This is a genomic window from Paraburkholderia sp. GAS206C, assembly GCF_050435645.1.
GTDB lineage: Bacteria > Pseudomonadota > Gammaproteobacteria > Burkholderiales > Burkholderiaceae > Paraburkholderia > Paraburkholderia phenazinium_B.
In genome coordinates, this window is sequence record NZ_JBNDKR010000003.1 from 61,524 (window position 1) to 75,793 (window position 14,270).

Here is a 14,270-nt window from a genome sequence, read left to right on the forward strand (position 1 = left end):
CTGGTCTGGTCCACGAAAAGAGAAAGGCCCGGTGCAACGCAACCGGGCCTTGTTGTTTGTGCTGGCAGCTTTTCGGCTCGGCGCCGCAGTCTTACTGCACGACCACTGACGTAAAGTTCTGCCGCCCAAACGGACTCACGTGATACCCGCTCACATCGGTCCGTGTGATAGCCGCAGCCGTCGGATACCCAAGCGGAATCCACAACGCCTGATCGTGGATGAGCTGCTGCGCAGCTTCATATGCCTTCGCGCGTTTGGCCTGATCCGGCGTGGCCTTCGCATCGGCGATCAGCTTGTCGAGATCGGCGTCGCAAAAGCGCGCGAAGTTGATGCCCGACTTCACCGCGTTGCAGCTAAACAGCGGCGACAGGAAGTTGTCCGGGTCGCCGTTGTCGCCGGCCCAACCCATAAACAGCGTGTCGTGCTGGCCCTGCTTGGCTTCCTTGATCAACTCGCCCCACTCGATCACCTTCACCTCCGCCTTCACGCCGATCTTCGCGAAGTCGGCCTGCAGCAGTTCGGCGCCGGCCTTCGGATTCGGATTGAGCACGCTGCCCGTCGGCCGCACCCAGATGGTGGTCGAGAAGCCGTTCGGAAAGCCTGCCTCGGCGAGGAGGTTCTTCGCCTTCACCGGGTCGTACGGCCACGCCTTGACTGATTTGTTGTAGCTCCAGGTGTTCGGCGGATACGGATTCACAGCCGGCGTCGCCGTATTGTCGAACACGGTCTTCAGATACGTCGTGCGGTCGAACGCCATGTTCAGCGCGGCGCGAACCTTCTGGTTGTCGAGCGGCTTCTTGTCCGTATTCAGCGCGACGAACGCCGTCATGAACGCGGGCGTCTGCACGATCGCGAGCGACTTGTCAGTCTTCGCGTCGGCCACATCCTGCGGCTTCGGCGAGAGGGCGATCTGGCATTCGCCGGTCTTCACCTTCTGCGCCCGCACCGTGGCATCCGGCGTGATCGCGTAGATCAGACGGTCGACCTTCGGCTTGGGACCCCAGTACGTCGGATTCACGTCATAGCGGATCACGGCGTCCTTCGTGTAGCTCTTCAGCACGAACGGCCCGGTGCCAATAGGTTTGGCATTCAGGTCGACCTGCTTGCCCGCTTTCAGCAGCTGATCGGCGTATTCGGCGGAGTAGATCGAGGCGAAGCCCATCGTCAGGATCGAAACAAACGTCGCGTCCGGCTGGTTCAGCTCGAACTTCACCGTGTTGTCGTCGACCTTCGCGACCGATTTGATCAGCTTCGGCAGCCCCATCGATTGCGCGTGCGGGAAACCGCTCGCTCCCGTCACCTTGTGCCACGGGTTGCTGTCGTCGAGCATCCGGCTGAAGGTGAACACGACGTCGTCGGCATTCAGCGCATGGGTGGGCTTGAAGTAGTCAGTGGTCTGGAACTGCACGTTGGGGCGCAGATGGAACGTATAGGTGAGGCCGTCGGCGCTCACCTCCCAGTTCTGCGCCAGCGCGGGCACCACCTTCTTCGCGGCCTCGTCGTAGGCGACCAGCGAGTTGAAAATCACGTCGGCTGACGCATTGGTCGTCACGAGCGAATTGAACTGGACGACATCGAAACCGTCGGGGCTCGCTTCGGTGCAGACGGTCAGCGGTTTGGCCAGCGCGAGCGCGGGCGCCGTGACGAGTAGAGCGGCGATTACGGCGACGGGCAATTTAATGCGCATAGGATCTCCCATAACAAGCGCGGCCGGGCACGCGGCCTGCGCGGACCACCGACTTCATTGTGATACGTTTCCGGCGCTGGCGCAGGTCGTGCCTGCGCGAAACCGCCAGCGCGCAAGCTTATCGAACGGTGGTTGTGCCGACAACAACCGAATCGGCATATCCATATGGACGCAGCGCCGCGGCTTTGAACACTTTCGCGCTCACGGCCTGCCTACCCTATTCGGCGGCGCGCGGCTTGCGCGGGGCCCGTTCGAAGGCGCGGTCGTAGATCCAGCGCGGCAGCACGTGCAACAGCATGGCCACGACGCGCATCTGCCACGGGAAAATCGCGAAGCGCGTGTTACGCGCAACTGCGTCGGCGACCTTCGCGGCAAAGCGGTCGGCGTCCATCAGAAACGGCATGCGATACGGATTGTGCGCGGTCATCGGCGTGCGGATGTAGCCGGGAGCGATCGTGACCACGTTGACGCCCTTGGGCCGCATCTCGACGCGCAGCGCCTCGAGATACCTGAACGCGGCGGCCTTGGAGGCGCTATAAGCGCCCGAACCGGGCAAGCCGCGCACGCCGGCCACACTCGCCACGCCGACCAGCGAGCCCTTGCCTGCCGCCATCATGGCGGCCGCGAACGGCTCGAAGGTGGCGACCATGCCGAAGTAGTTGACGTCCATGACCTCGCGGAACGCGCGCAGGTCGCCATGTCCGGTGAGCGCGCCGCGGCTGACGCCGGCATTGGCGATCACGATGTCGGGGCAGCCGTACTGCGCGATGAACTGCGCAGCGGCGGCCGCGAGCGCATCGGCGTCGCGCACGTCGGCGGGGTAAATCGAGATGGGATGATCCGGATGGGACTGCTGGAAGCTGGCGAGGGCGTCGCCGCGACGGGCAACCAGGCCAAGAATCGCGCCGCGCCGCGCGTATTCGGCGGCGAGCGCGAGGCCGATGCCACTGGAAGCGCCGGTGATAAAAACCTTGAGAGTCGTACTCATACCGGCGCCTCAGGCTTTACATCTTCTTTGCGCGGACCTGTGCGACGAGATAATCGAGGACCTGGAGCGTGCCCGGCAGGCTGTTGGTCGCAGCCGGGCCGGTTTCATACTTGCCCTGTACGGCCAGCGTCGGCACACCGTCGATCTTGTAGTCGTCCAGCATCTTCTTGTCGCGCTGGATCTCGCTTTGCGTCGAGAACGAGTTGTACGCGTCCATGTACTTCTTCGGATCCACGCCGTTCTTGGCAAGGAATTTCTGCTGGTCTTCCGGCGTCAGCAGATAGTCCTTGTTGACGTGGATTTCGTTGAAGACCACCGGCGTGAGCTTTTCTGCAAGACCTAGCGCGTCGAGCGCGTGGTACATCTTCGAATGGGGGATGAAGTCGTCGCGGAAGGCCACCGGCACACGTTTGAACACGACGTCGGGGCCTTGCTTCTTGATCCACGTTTCGAGGTACGGGTTGAATTCGTTGCAGTGCGGGCAGCCGTACCAGAAGAATTCGGTGACTTCGATCTTGCCGGCCGGCACGTCCACCGGCTGCGCCTGCGGCAGCACGGTGTAGTCCTTACCGGCGACCGGAGCACCAGGAGACGCCTCTACGGCCGCACTGACGAGGCCGATAGAGAGAAAGAGAATGCTCAGCAGTTTTTTCATGTCTTGTTGACCCAATTAGGCGGAGTAACGATGCGACGGCGGTGCGGTGACCGTCCAGGCCGCTCCGTTATGAGGTTTTGGCGGCAGGCCTCTAAGGTGCTTGAGACTCGCGCCGCACGCTGAGGTTCAGCGGCGGCGCATGACGGAACATTACTGCTTGGTAAAGCGGATCACGGCGGTATCGACTCCGGCGTCGGACAGACGCTGGCGGGCCGAATTCATGTCCTCGAACTTCGAGAACGGTCCAATGCGCACGCGGTAGTACGTGACTCCGCCGGCATCGCGCTGCGTGACCTTCGATTCGAAGCCCTGGAAGGCGAGGCGGGCACGCTGCTGCTCCGCATCCGCCGACGTCTTGTACGCGCCAACCTGCAGGAAATAGCCGCTGTTCGCATCGGCTGCGTTCGAGGCCGGCGCGGCCGCCGTGCTGGGCGGAGCGCTAGTGGCCTGCTGAGGTTTCTTCACGGTACCGGAGGCGGCCTGATCCTGTGCGGGCTGCGGCGCAACCGCGACGCCGTTGTTCGCTGCCGGGCTGCTGGCCGGCGGCACTTCGACGATTTGCGGTTCCTGCAACATGCCGCCCGGCGGATTCACGCCATTGGTCTGGCCCGGCGCGGTGTTCGGCGGCGCCGGCTGGTTAGCCTGCGGCACCGGCTGGCCTGGCGTTTTGCCTTGCAGCGGACGGTTCGGATCGTATTGCGCATCGCTCGCGCTGGTGTCGGAAGCCGCAGGCGGGGCAACCTTGGCGACGAATGGCGTAGGCGCCCGGGTGATATATAGCGCCACCACTACCGCGATTGCCAGGCCGACAATCAGGCCCAGTACGATGCCGAGAAATGTGCCCCCGGTTTGTTTCGACTGCTTTGTTGTGCGGCGTGGTTTTGCCATCGTCTAAATCACCTGCAAAAAGAATCCTGGAACGGTCGTCGATTATAACGACGGCCGAGTGCATGTCGTGCCGGAGGACTTACATCTTTTCGGGAGCAGAGACGCCGATCGTCGCAAGGCCGTTTGCCAGCACCTGGCGCGTGGCGGCGAGCAATGCAACGCGGGCGTTACGCGCCGCTTCGTCGTCGACGAGGACGCGTTCAGCCTTGTCATTGTAGAACGAGTGGAATTCGCCCGCGAGGTCGCGCAGATAGAAGGCGACCGCGTGCGGCGCGAGTTCGTCGGCGGCGTGTTGCAGCATGTCGGGGAATTCCGCGAGTTTTTGCAGCAATGCCATGGCGCGCTCGCTGGTCAGCAACGATACGTCCACCGACGGCAGAATGGCCTCGTCGGCGTTGTAGCGCGTCTTCCACTCGCTGATGACCGAGCATATCCGGGCGTGCGCGTATTGCACGTAGTGCACCGGATTTTCGTCGTTTTGCTTGAGCGCCAGGTCGATATCGAACACAAATTCCGTGTCGGCTTTGCGCGAGATCAGGAAGAACCGCACGGCGTCGCGGCCACGGCGAATCGTTGCTTCGTCGAGCAGATCCGGCGAGGTTTCCGAGCCCGGCGTTGCGCCGCCCGACCATTCGATCAGGTCGCGCACCGTCACATAGCTGCCCGCGCGCTTCGAAATCTTCACTTCCTCGCCATCGCGCATCACCGTGACCATCTTGTGCAGGATGTAGTCGGGATAGCCCTTCGGAATGCCGATGCCGAGACCCTGCAGACCGGCGCGCACGCGAGCGATCGTGCCGTGATGGTCCGAGCCCTGCACGTTGATGACCTTGGTGAAGCCGCGTTCCCACTTGGCTACGTGATATGCGACGTCCGGCACGAAGTAGGTATAGGTGCCGTCGGTCTTGCGCATGACGCGGTCTTTGTCGTCGCCGTCGTCGGTCGTGCGCAGCCACAGCGCGCCTTCCTGCTCGTAGGTCTTGCCGGCGGCGATCAGCGCCTTCACCGTTTTCTCGACGCGGCCTTCCGCATACAGCGACGATTCGAGATAGTACTGGTCGAATTTCACGCCGAAGGCCTGCAGGTCCATGTCCTGCTCGTGGCGCAGGTAGGCTACCGCAAAGCGGCGGATGGCCTCCAGGTTGTCCACGTCGCCTTCGCCCTTGACCGGCTCGACGTCTTTCGCGGCGACCGTTTCACCGTTCATGTAGTCGTGCGCAATATCGGCGATGTAGTCGCCGTTATAGGCCGACTCCGGCCAGCCGGCATCGCCCGGCTTCAGGCCGCGCGCACGCGCCTGGGTGGAGACGGCCAGCGTATGGATCTGCACGCCCGCATCGTTGTAGTAGAACTCGCGATGCACGCCGTAGCCCTGCGAAGCGAGCACGTTAGCGAGCGCATCGCCCAGCGCCGCCTGGCGGCCATGACCGACGTGCAGCGGGCCAGTTGGGTTGGCCGAGACGAATTCGATCAGCACACGCTTGCCGGCATCGCGCTGCGAGCGGCCGAACGCTTCATGTTCCGCGAATACGGCGGCGATCACTGCCTGTTTGGCCGCGGGCGAAAGGCGCAGGTTGATGAAGCCGGGGCCGGCCACTTCTGCGGCTTCCACGAGACCTTGCGCTTGCGGATGGGTGAGCACTGCATCGACGATCTGCTGCGCGAGCTGGCGCGGATTCGCGCGCAGCGGCTTGGCGAGCTGCATCGCGACGTTGCAGGCGACATCGCCGTGAGCGGCGACCTTCGGGCGTTCCAGCGTGATGGTGGGGGCGACGAAGGCGGCTTCGGCCGTGCCTTGGGTCGCTTCGGCGACCTGCTTCACGGTGTCGGCGAGGAGTAGTTCGAGCGTTTGTTTCTGTGCGGGCAGCATGCTTGTTGCGAGTCCAGTGAGGCAGTGCGGTGAAACGGGAGCAGCGCGCGAGGCGGGGGCAGACCACGGCCGATCGGCCGCGCGAACCATGGTCCGGCACGGAGCGGCGCGCTTTTGCGTCAGGACGGATTTTAGCAGGTGCTAATATGTCCAATGAGATGCCCAACACAGGGCCGTGGCCGCCGGCGCTCGCCGGCCCGCCAACGAAACGCACGCTGACGGTCGTCCCACGGCCATCGGCGCGTAAATCAAACAAATGAAAAAGGGAACTGTCATGCTGATTACTTTCAAATGCCGCGCCGCTCCGGACGTGATGATGCTGGAAAATCTGGCGCAATACCTTGTTGGCATTGTCGGCAAACGTCTTGGTGAGCGAGGGGTCATCATGCACGATGAACTGGGCGAAGCAATCACCAAACTGGAATCGGCCATCAGTTCCGACAAGCAGGAACGTGCCGAGCACGAGGGCCACTTTCACGAAGGCGAAGAGGGCCACGAGCACCACGAGATTCCGGTCGGTCTGGCGCAACGGGCCTATCCGTTCCTCGACATGCTTCGCGCCGCGCAAAAGGAAAACGCCGATATCGTCTGGGGCGTTTGACGGGCGTCAGCGCGCTGCTGCGGCGTTGCCGCGCGGCTCCTGCGCGATAGCTCCGAGGTCGGCGCCTGGGCCGGACCTTGCCCCGCGTAATCGACACATCCAAACACAAGAGCCCGCTTCAAGCGGGCTCTTGTGTTTTATGCAACCGCATAAGCCAGCTATCCGTCTCGCTGCAACAACAACGAGCGTGACAGCGACGGGCTGCGGGCGCGCGACTGTCCAGCCTTTCGGGCCGGCGCGGCTTATTGGCTGGCGGCCGGTGCGGGTGCTGCGGACGAGGCACCCTTCTTCATCTTCTGCTTCTTCGGCTTTTTGACGTGCTTCTGGGTAGGCGGCGAGTACGAGCTGACCGCACTGCTGCCACCCGGAGCGGCTGTCTGCGCGAAGGCTACGGAAGTGCCGACTGCAAGCGAAAGACCAGCCAAAATCAACGTCAGCTTTTTCATGCGAGATTCTCCGTGTCGGTTGCAAGTAGTTGAGCCGACGCGTTTTATGGCCGCGTCTGGCAGGTAAAGCGCTTGCAGTCTACAAAGCCGAAAATCTGCCTGCCTGAAATATTCAGCCTTACGTTCTGGATATAGTGGGGCGATTTTTGGCGGTGCTATGCCGCGACCTTACAGCAGCGGGGCCAAGGCCCGTTCCGCGTCCTGCTTCGACAAGGCCATCCGTTTCGCGAAGTCTTCCACCTGATCCGCGGCAATCTTTCCGACCGAAAAATAGGTGCTTTCCGGATGCGCCAGATAAAAGCCCGAGACGCTCGCTGCCGGCAACATGGCGAGCGATTCCGTGACGCTCATGCCGATTTCGCTCGCATGGAGCACCTCGAACATGTCGCGTTTCACGAGGTGATCCGGGCAGGCCGGGTAACCGGGCGCGGGACGGATGCCGCGATACTTTTCACCGATCAGCTCGTCGTTGGAGAGCGTTTCGTTCGTCGCGTAGCCCCACAGGTCGCGGCGCACGCGGGCGTGCATCGCTTCGGCGAAGGCTTCTGCGAAGCGGTCGGCGAGCGCCTTCAGCATGATTGCGCTGTAGTCGTCGTGATCCTTTTCGAACTGCTTTTCCTTCACGTCGACGCCGAGTCCCGCCGTCACCGCGAACATGCCGATGTAGTCGGCGACGCCCGAATCCTTTGGCGCAATGAAGTCGGCGAGCGCCCGGTTCGGCCGCATCACGCCGTCCACCACTGGCCGCACGCTTTGCTGGCGCAGGTTGCGCCACGTCAGCGCGACTTCCGAGCGCGATTCGTCCGTGTAGATCTCGATGTCGTCGTCGTTCACCGTATTGGCCGGCAACAACGCGATCACACCATTGGCCTGCAGCCAGCGACCCTGGATCAGGCGTGCGAGCATCGCCTTGCCGTCGGAGAACACGCGCCGCGCCGATTCGCCGACGATCTCGTCATTCAGAATCGCAGGGTATGGGCCGGCCAGATCCCAGGTCTGGAAGAACGGCGCCCAGTCGATATAGTTCGCCAGCTCGCTGAGGTCGAAATTCTTGAAGACGCGACGGCCGATGAACTTCGGCTTGACCGGCTGGTAGCTGGCCCAGTCGATCTTCGTCTTGTTGGCGCGAGCTTCGGCCAGCGTGACCATAGGCTGCGCCTTGCGGTTGGCGTGCTGGTCGCGGATACGGTCGTAGTCGGTCTTCAGTTCTTCCAGGTATCTTGCGGCGCCTTCGTCGGACAGCAGGCTCGAGGCCACCGAGACCGAGCGCGACGCGTCGGGTACATATACCACCGGCCCTTCGTAGTGCGGTGCGATCTTCACGGCCGTGTGCACGCGCGAGGTCGTTGCGCCGCCAATCAGCAGCGGAATCTTCTTGATGCGGAAGTAGTCGTCGCGCTGCATTTCCGATGCGACGTACGCCATTTCTTCGAGGCTCGGCGTAATCAGACCGGACAGCCCGATGATGTCCGCGCCTTCGACCTTCGCTTTCGCGAGGATGTCGTTGCACGGGACCATCACGCCCATGTTGACCACTTCGAAGTTATTGCACTGAAGCACCACCGAGACGATGTTCTTGCCGATGTCGTGCACGTCGCCCTTCACCGTGGCGATGACGATTTTGCCCTTGGCGCGCACGTCGGCGCCGGCTTCGGCCATCAGCTTCTTTTCTTCTTCGATGTACGGGATCAGATGCGCGACTGCCTGCTTCATCACGCGCGCTGACTTCACCACTTGCGGCAGGAACATCTTGCCCTGACCGAACAGGTCGCCGACAACGTTCATGCCGTCCATCAGCGGGCCTTCGATCACGTTGATCGGACGCCCGCCTGCAGCGGCGATCTTCGCGCGTACTTCCTCGGTATCTTCGACGATGAAGTTGGTAATGCCGTGCACCAGCGCGTGCGAGAGGCGTTTCTCGACGGGCTGGTTGCGCCACTCGAGGTTCTCTTCCTTCTTCGCTGCGCCCGTCTTGAACTTGTCAGCAATTTCGAGCAGACGGTCGGTGCCGTCTGCTCGGCGGTTCAGAACGACGTCTTCAACACGCTCGCGCAGTTCGGGATCGAGGTCTGCGTACACGCCGAGCTGGCCGGCGTTGACGATGCCCATGTCCATCCCCGCCTGGATCGCGTGGTAGAGGAACACGGTGTGGATCGCTTCGCGCACCGGGTCGTTACCGCGGAACGAAAACGACACGTTCGAAACGCCGCCGCTGACCTTCGCGTAGGGCAGGTTTTCCTTGATCCAGCGCGTGGCGTTGATGAAGTCGACTGCGTAGTTGTTGTGCTCTTCGATGCCGGTGGCGACCGCGAAGATGTTCGGGTCGAAGATGATGTCTTCGGGCGGGAAGCCGACTTCATTGACGAGGAAGTCGTACGAGCGTTTGCAGATCTCGGTCTTACGCTGGTAGGTATCGGCCTGGCCTTTTTCGTCGAAGGCCATCACGACGGCGGCGGCGCCGTAGCGGCGGATCAGTTTGGCGTGATGACGGAACGCATCCTCGCCTTCCTTGAGCGAGATCGAGTTGACGATCGCTTTGCCTTGCACGCACTTCAGGCCCGCTTCGATCACTTCCCACTTCGACGAGTCGATCATGATCGGCACGCGCGCGATGTCCGGCTCCGATGCGATCAGATTCATGAAACGGACCATCGCCGCTTTCGAATCGAGCATGGCCTCGTCCATATTGACGTCGATGATCTGCGCGCCGTTTTCGACCTGCTGACGCGCGACCGCGATCGCGTCGTCGAACTGGTCGTTCAGGATCATTCGCGCGAATGCCTTCGAGCCGGTCACGTTGGTGCGCTCGCCGACGTTGATGAAGAGCGTCCCGGATGTGACGTTGAACGGCTCGAGGCCGGAAAGGCGCATGGTGTGATCGGTCATGGCGTGTGTGCGGTTCGGTTGCTTGCGTCGACTACTTCGGGCGGGTGATGCGGCGCGGCTCAGGCCGCGTCCCGGTACTGACCGGGCCATTTGCGCGGTTTGATTTCGGCGAGCGCTTTCGCAATCGCCGCAATATGCTCCGGCGTCGTCCCGCAGCAACCGCCCGCAATATTCACGAGCCCCGCGCTGGCAAACTCCTTTAGGAGCCCAGACGTATCCGCGGGCAATTCGTCAAAGCCCGTATCGCTCATTGGATTGGGCAAGCCCGCGTTCGGATAGCACGACACGTACGTATCGCACAGCTTCGCCAATTCCGCGACATACGGGCGCATCAACGCCGCGCCGAGCGCGCAGTTCAAACCAAAGGTGAGCGGCTTCGCATGACGCAGCGAATTCCAGAACGCTTCGACCGTCTGCCCAGACAGGATGCGCCCCGACGCGTCGGTGACCGTGCCCGAGATCATGATCGGCAAACGCTCGCCGGTATTTTCAAACAGTTCATCGAGCGCAAACAGCGCGGCCTTCGCGTTGAGCGTATCGAAGATCGTTTCGACGAGGAACAGGTCCGAGCCGCCATCGAGCAACGCCTTGGCCTGCTCGTAGTAGGCCGCGCGCAGTTCGTCGAAGGTCACGTTGCGCGCGCCCGGATCGTTCACGTCAGGCGAAATGCTCGCTGTCTTCGGCGTCGGTCCGATTGCGCCCGCAACGAAGCGTGGCTTGTCCGGCGTCGAGTATTTATCGCAAGCCGCTCGCGCGATTTTTGCCGATTCGAGATTCATCTCGACCGCGAGATCTTCCATCCCGTAGTCGGCCTGCGCGACAGTGGTGGCGCCGAACGTGTTGGTTTCGATGATGTCGGCGCCCGCCGCCAGATACTGCTCGTGGATCTCGCTGATGATCTGGGGTTGCGTGATCGACAACAGTTCGTTGTTGCCTTTGATGTCGCGCCCGTAGTCCTTGAAGCGCTCGCCGCGATAGCGGGCCTCGTCGAGCTTGTACCGCTGGATCATCGTGCCCATCGCCCCGTCCAGAATGAGGATGCGCGATTGCAGAAGCGCGGGCAACGCCGTACCGCGCGTATAAGCGGTCTGGCGGCGGGCTGAGCTGACGGTCGGGGCGGGCTGGTTCATGGCAGAAGTAGGCTTGCGCGAGTCTTTTTCAGGGAACCCGTCATTGTATCCGCAGCGCGAAGGCCTCGCCGGTCTTGAGCGCGCGGTGAAAGGGCTTATCAAAGCTTCCAGGCGGAGACGCAGCGCGCTGCAGGCGGTAAAAGATGCCACCTTGCATGCATCGGGACGCGCTTCGGGATTCAATCCCCCTATGAATGGCGAAAACTGAAACGCCGTATTCCTTCGACAATAACAAAAAACCCCGCCCGGCAAGCCGGACAGGGTTTCAGGTACGTGTCGCCGAGGCGTTGCGTGTCAGTGGAGGATCACCGGTTGATGCATCAAACTGTCGAATTGACCGAGGAATTCGTCTACTTCGTCCAGCGACGGTTCTTCTTCGATCAGCTTGGTGACGTGCTCGCGAAAGCGTGCCGCCATAGCGCCATCAATGTAGATCTCGCGTTGCATGTTTTTGTCGACGATCTCGTAACCACCTGACTTCATGGCGAGAGGACCGTCCTGCGGTGGGAACTCGACGACACAATAATTGGGGCTGTTGTAGATCATTTGCATGGCGACACTCCTTATTTCCGTTGGCTCCTGGCCGTTCCTGCGCCATAAGTGGAGCGTATGGTGTGGAATTCAAGGGGTGGGTCCGGAGTGACGCTGGTAAAAATCCCGGACCTTCAAGTTAGACCCGTGCTTCGAGAAACGTTTCAAGCAACGCAGCAAAACGGTGAGATTGTTCGACCGGCGCCAGATGTGCCGCATCCAGCAGTTCGTATTGTGCACCCTGAATCGATTTCGCGATCAATTGTGTTGCAGCAGGTGGCGTACCCGTGTCGTGGCGGCCTGCAATTGTCAACGTGGGTAGACGAATTTCATGCAACCGCTCGTGCACATTGAAGTCGCGCAATGCCTCGCAGGCAAGGGCATAGCCTTCGGGCCGCGTGTGCAGCAGAACCTCGTGGATCGGCTCGACGGCTTCCGGATGCGACCTCTGGAAATCCGGCGTCAACCATCGTTCCAATGTGGCGGGCACCAGTGAGGCCATGCCGTCGCGACGTGCGGTGGCGGCGCGCTGATCCCAGACGGCGCGATTCTCGGGCAGGGTGCCGGCGCTCGTGTCGGCGAGGACGAGCGTGTCGATGCGCGATGGATGATCGAGCGCGAACTGCTGCGCAATCATGCCGCCCATCGACATGCCGACCAGATGCGTATGCGGGGCGCCGAGCGCGTCGAGTAATGCGGCCAGGTCGTTCGAGAGGTCAGCGATGCTGAAGGGTTGATCAGGCACGGCAGTGTGGCCGTGTCCCCTTACGTCGTAACGTAGCACGGTGAAATCGTCGCGGAAGTAACCGGCGAGCTGGTCCCATACGGACAGATCGCCGCCCAGTTGATGGACGAGCGTCAGCCAGGGGCCGCCGCCTTCATTGTCGAGGACGTAGCGCGTGTCGATACCGTTGAGTTTCACTTGCATGCAGGCTCCTGTCAGCGGTGATGCGGTGGAAGGCCGGGCGCGGCGCTGCGGCGCTTGCCGCGCTGGTAATAAACGGTGATGCACGGCGGGTGATCCACAGCGGACTTTGTACGTCAGCAAACCGTGTTCCCATCGGCGCGGCGCAACGGCGCCGCTTGTCGTGCGAGTCGTGACGGCGATGGAAGTTTCGGCAGATTGTCGAATATCTGCTCGGCTTTAGGGCTTGTCTGCGGTGGGGGGTGAGGTGGTGTCGGGTGCGGGTGGCGACAGGGCTGCTGCGGGTGGCGTTGAGGGTTCTGTCGGCGCAGGGCTGGAGGGAGCGGTCGTGGGGTTGACCGGTGGGTACGACGCTGGGTTTTCGGCGGGACTCGCTACGGGACCGTCGCCTGAAGCCGATACGCCACCTCCCTGGCTTCCCTGAGAATTCGCACTGCCCGCATTGCCGCTACCGCCCGCGAGGTTCAGCGGTCCGCGCCACAGCAGTTCAACTTCAGTGCCATTCGGCTCAGTCTGTACAAGCCGCGCGGGCAACCACCCAAGTGACGGCGCGAGCCATACATCGATGCGTCGTTGATCCCCCGCATGACGCGGCAGACGCATGAAGTGGCGCGCGCTCAGGTAGCCATCCTGAGTGCGGATCGTTTCGTCGCCGATCGTCTCGACCGGCCAGATCTCGCCGCTATCGTTGTCTACGACGAAGAACTGCCGGGTAACGCCAGGTTTGTAGGCATCCGGATTGCCACGCACGAGGCTGGCGAGTTGCATGACCATGCTGAAACGGTCCTGTGCGCCATCGCTGAGCGGCAGGGACGCGGGCGTACGGGTGAACACGATCTGCTTTGTCGTGCGGTTGAAGATCGACACGTCTTCCGGCCGATGCCCGCGCTTTTCGACGTACTGGTCCGGCGCGAGTCCGAAGGCGTCGATATGGCCGTGGCTCGAGTAAGTGAACGAGCCGATGAACGGCACGGGCAGCGATACGACCATGTCGTAGGTTTTGCCGTCGCTTGACCAGTGGATCGTGCCGGGCTGGTTGCGCACACCGTTATAGAACGTGTCGTACTGCAGATCGCCCGAAGGTGGCACCGAGAATTTCACGCCCGCATCGGCTTTTGCCGCCGCCGCTTGCGCGCTGGCTGCGGCGCTTGCTGCTGCTGCGCTCGCCTGCGCCGCGGATGCTGCCTCCGCTGCGACGGCAGACGCCGCCGCGACTGCGGCCGCGCGCTGCGTGGACGTCGCAGTGAGCACCCGCTCGCGCGGCTTGCTCGCCGCCGCTGCGGGCCTGGGTTTAGCCGGTGCGGCCGGATGTGGCGTCGACGCGGCCGGTTGTCGCTCGATTCGCTCGGGCGTCAGCAGCGCAATCTGCACGGGCACATGGGCCGTGTTCTCGGGCGTGAATGTGGTTCGGTTGCGCTCGATCCACTGAGCCGCAATCCAGTGCAGGCACAGCACGACCGCCAGCACGGCGAGCCAGCGCCATGCCCGCGTGCGGCGGGGCCCGGCGTGAGGTAGCGTGCGTTCGGAGCGGCTGACTGCGGAGGGAAACGACATCGAGCGGCGCGGTTTTAACGGGTAAAAATGCGATGGAGCGTGTCGCGCCAGCGAGATGCCGGCGCTGGGCGCAGTGAACGGGTTTGACAGGCAGGCTACCGGCGATGTT

At 62.5% G+C, this 14,270-nt stretch carries 12 protein-coding genes; 1 reads left to right on the plus strand and 11 read right to left on the minus strand.

Annotated features, from left to right (window positions below; all coding sequences use genetic code 11):
• Window positions 1–91: 91 nt before the first annotated feature.
• From P3T20_RS08555 to argS, 5 genes are all read right to left on the minus strand, one after another.
• A complete protein-coding gene (locus tag P3T20_RS08555; protein ID WP_429286702.1) occupies window positions 92–1,687 on the minus strand; it encodes an ABC transporter substrate-binding protein in 1,596 nt (531 codons plus the stop codon).
• 217 nt (window positions 1,688–1,904) lie between these two features.
• Window positions 1,905–2,675: an SDR family oxidoreductase gene (locus P3T20_RS08560; protein ID WP_429286703.1), complete on the minus strand. Its 771-nt coding sequence runs from the start codon at window positions 2,673–2,675 to the stop codon at window positions 1,905–1,907.
• A 16-nt stretch (window positions 2,676–2,691) separates the two neighbouring features.
• A complete protein-coding gene (locus P3T20_RS08565) occupies window positions 2,692–3,330 on the minus strand; it encodes a thiol:disulfide interchange protein DsbA/DsbL (RefSeq protein ID WP_074263193.1) in 639 nt (212 codons plus the stop codon).
• 150 nt (window positions 3,331–3,480) lie between these two features.
• Window positions 3,481–4,218, minus strand: a complete 738-nt coding sequence (locus tag P3T20_RS08570; RefSeq protein ID WP_074263194.1) for an SPOR domain-containing protein — start codon at window positions 4,216–4,218, stop codon at window positions 3,481–3,483.
• A gap of 79 nt (window positions 4,219–4,297) precedes the next feature.
• The gene (gene argS, locus P3T20_RS08575) at window positions 4,298–6,088 is read right to left on the minus strand and encodes an arginine--tRNA ligase (protein WP_074263195.1); all 1,791 of its coding nucleotides are present in this window, start codon (window positions 6,086–6,088) and stop codon (window positions 4,298–4,300) included.
• A gap of 274 nt (window positions 6,089–6,362) precedes the next feature.
• Between argS and P3T20_RS08580 the strand changes: the two genes are divergently transcribed.
• Complete coding sequence (locus P3T20_RS08580) at window positions 6,363–6,689, plus strand: DUF1840 domain-containing protein (protein WP_074263196.1); 327 nt, start codon at window positions 6,363–6,365, stop codon at window positions 6,687–6,689.
• Window positions 6,690–6,931: 242 nt separating this feature from the next.
• Here the strand turns inward: P3T20_RS08580 and P3T20_RS08585 are convergent, their stop codons facing one another.
• The 6 genes from P3T20_RS08585 to P3T20_RS08610 all read right to left on the minus strand — a co-directional run bounded on the left by P3T20_RS08585 (window position 6,932) and on the right by P3T20_RS08610 (window position 14,161).
• The gene (locus tag P3T20_RS08585) at window positions 6,932–7,135 is read right to left on the minus strand and encodes an acid-shock protein (protein ID WP_074263197.1); all 204 of its coding nucleotides are present in this window, start codon (window positions 7,133–7,135) and stop codon (window positions 6,932–6,934) included.
• 168 nt (window positions 7,136–7,303) lie between these two features.
• Entirely contained in the window at window positions 7,304–10,021 is a 2,718-nt protein-coding gene (metH, locus tag P3T20_RS08590; RefSeq protein WP_429286704.1) for a methionine synthase, read from the minus strand.
• Between the two features lie 59 nt (window positions 10,022–10,080).
• The gene (locus tag P3T20_RS08595; RefSeq protein ID WP_074263199.1) at window positions 10,081–11,151 is read right to left on the minus strand and encodes a homocysteine S-methyltransferase family protein; all 1,071 of its coding nucleotides are present in this window, start codon (window positions 11,149–11,151) and stop codon (window positions 10,081–10,083) included.
• A 294-nt stretch (window positions 11,152–11,445) separates the two neighbouring features.
• Window positions 11,446–11,703 carry a BTH_I0359 family protein gene (locus P3T20_RS08600; RefSeq protein ID WP_074263200.1) on the minus strand — a complete coding sequence of 86 codons (258 nt, stop codon included), beginning with the start codon at window positions 11,701–11,703 and terminating at the stop codon, window positions 11,446–11,448.
• Between the two features lie 118 nt (window positions 11,704–11,821).
• Window positions 11,822–12,610, minus strand: a complete 789-nt coding sequence (pcaD, locus tag P3T20_RS08605; protein WP_429286705.1) for a 3-oxoadipate enol-lactonase — start codon at window positions 12,608–12,610, stop codon at window positions 11,822–11,824.
• A 216-nt stretch (window positions 12,611–12,826) separates the two neighbouring features.
• On the minus strand, window positions 12,827–14,161 hold the full coding sequence (locus P3T20_RS08610) for a DUF3108 domain-containing protein (RefSeq protein WP_429286706.1): 1,335 nt from the start codon (window positions 14,159–14,161) through the stop codon (window positions 12,827–12,829).
• Window positions 14,162–14,270 lie beyond the last annotated feature (109 nt).

What these genes read in the sequence shown, in the direction of transcription:
- P3T20_RS08555 (WP_429286702.1), bottom strand. Translation starts at nt 1,687, where the DNA reads ATGCGCATTAAATTGCCCGTCGCCGTAATCGCCGCTCTACTCGTCACG.
- P3T20_RS08560 (WP_429286703.1), bottom strand. Translation starts at nt 2,675, where the DNA reads ATGAGTACGACTCTCAAGGTTTTTATCACCGGCGCTTCCAGTGGCATC.
- P3T20_RS08565 (WP_074263193.1), bottom strand. Translation starts at nt 3,330, where the DNA reads ATGAAAAAACTGCTGAGCATTCTCTTTCTCTCTATCGGCCTCGTCAGT.
- P3T20_RS08570 (WP_074263194.1), bottom strand. Translation starts at nt 4,218, where the DNA reads ATGGCAAAACCACGCCGCACAACAAAGCAGTCGAAACAAACCGGGGGC.
- argS (WP_074263195.1), bottom strand. Translation starts at nt 6,088, where the DNA reads ATGCTGCCCGCACAGAAACAAACGCTCGAACTACTCCTCGCCGACACC.
- P3T20_RS08580 (WP_074263196.1), top strand. Translation starts at nt 6,363, where the DNA reads ATGCTGATTACTTTCAAATGCCGCGCCGCTCCGGACGTGATGATGCTG.
- P3T20_RS08585 (WP_074263197.1), bottom strand. Translation starts at nt 7,135, where the DNA reads ATGAAAAAGCTGACGTTGATTTTGGCTGGTCTTTCGCTTGCAGTCGGC.
- metH (WP_429286704.1), bottom strand. Translation starts at nt 10,021, where the DNA reads ATGACCGATCACACCATGCGCCTTTCCGGCCTCGAGCCGTTCAACGTC.
- P3T20_RS08595 (WP_074263199.1), bottom strand. Translation starts at nt 11,151, where the DNA reads ATGAACCAGCCCGCCCCGACCGTCAGCTCAGCCCGCCGCCAGACCGCT.
- P3T20_RS08600 (WP_074263200.1), bottom strand. Translation starts at nt 11,703, where the DNA reads ATGCAAATGATCTACAACAGCCCCAATTATTGTGTCGTCGAGTTCCCA.
- pcaD (WP_429286705.1), bottom strand. Translation starts at nt 12,610, where the DNA reads ATGCAAGTGAAACTCAACGGTATCGACACGCGCTACGTCCTCGACAAT.
- P3T20_RS08610 (WP_429286706.1), bottom strand. Translation starts at nt 14,161, where the DNA reads ATGTCGTTTCCCTCCGCAGTCAGCCGCTCCGAACGCACGCTACCTCAC.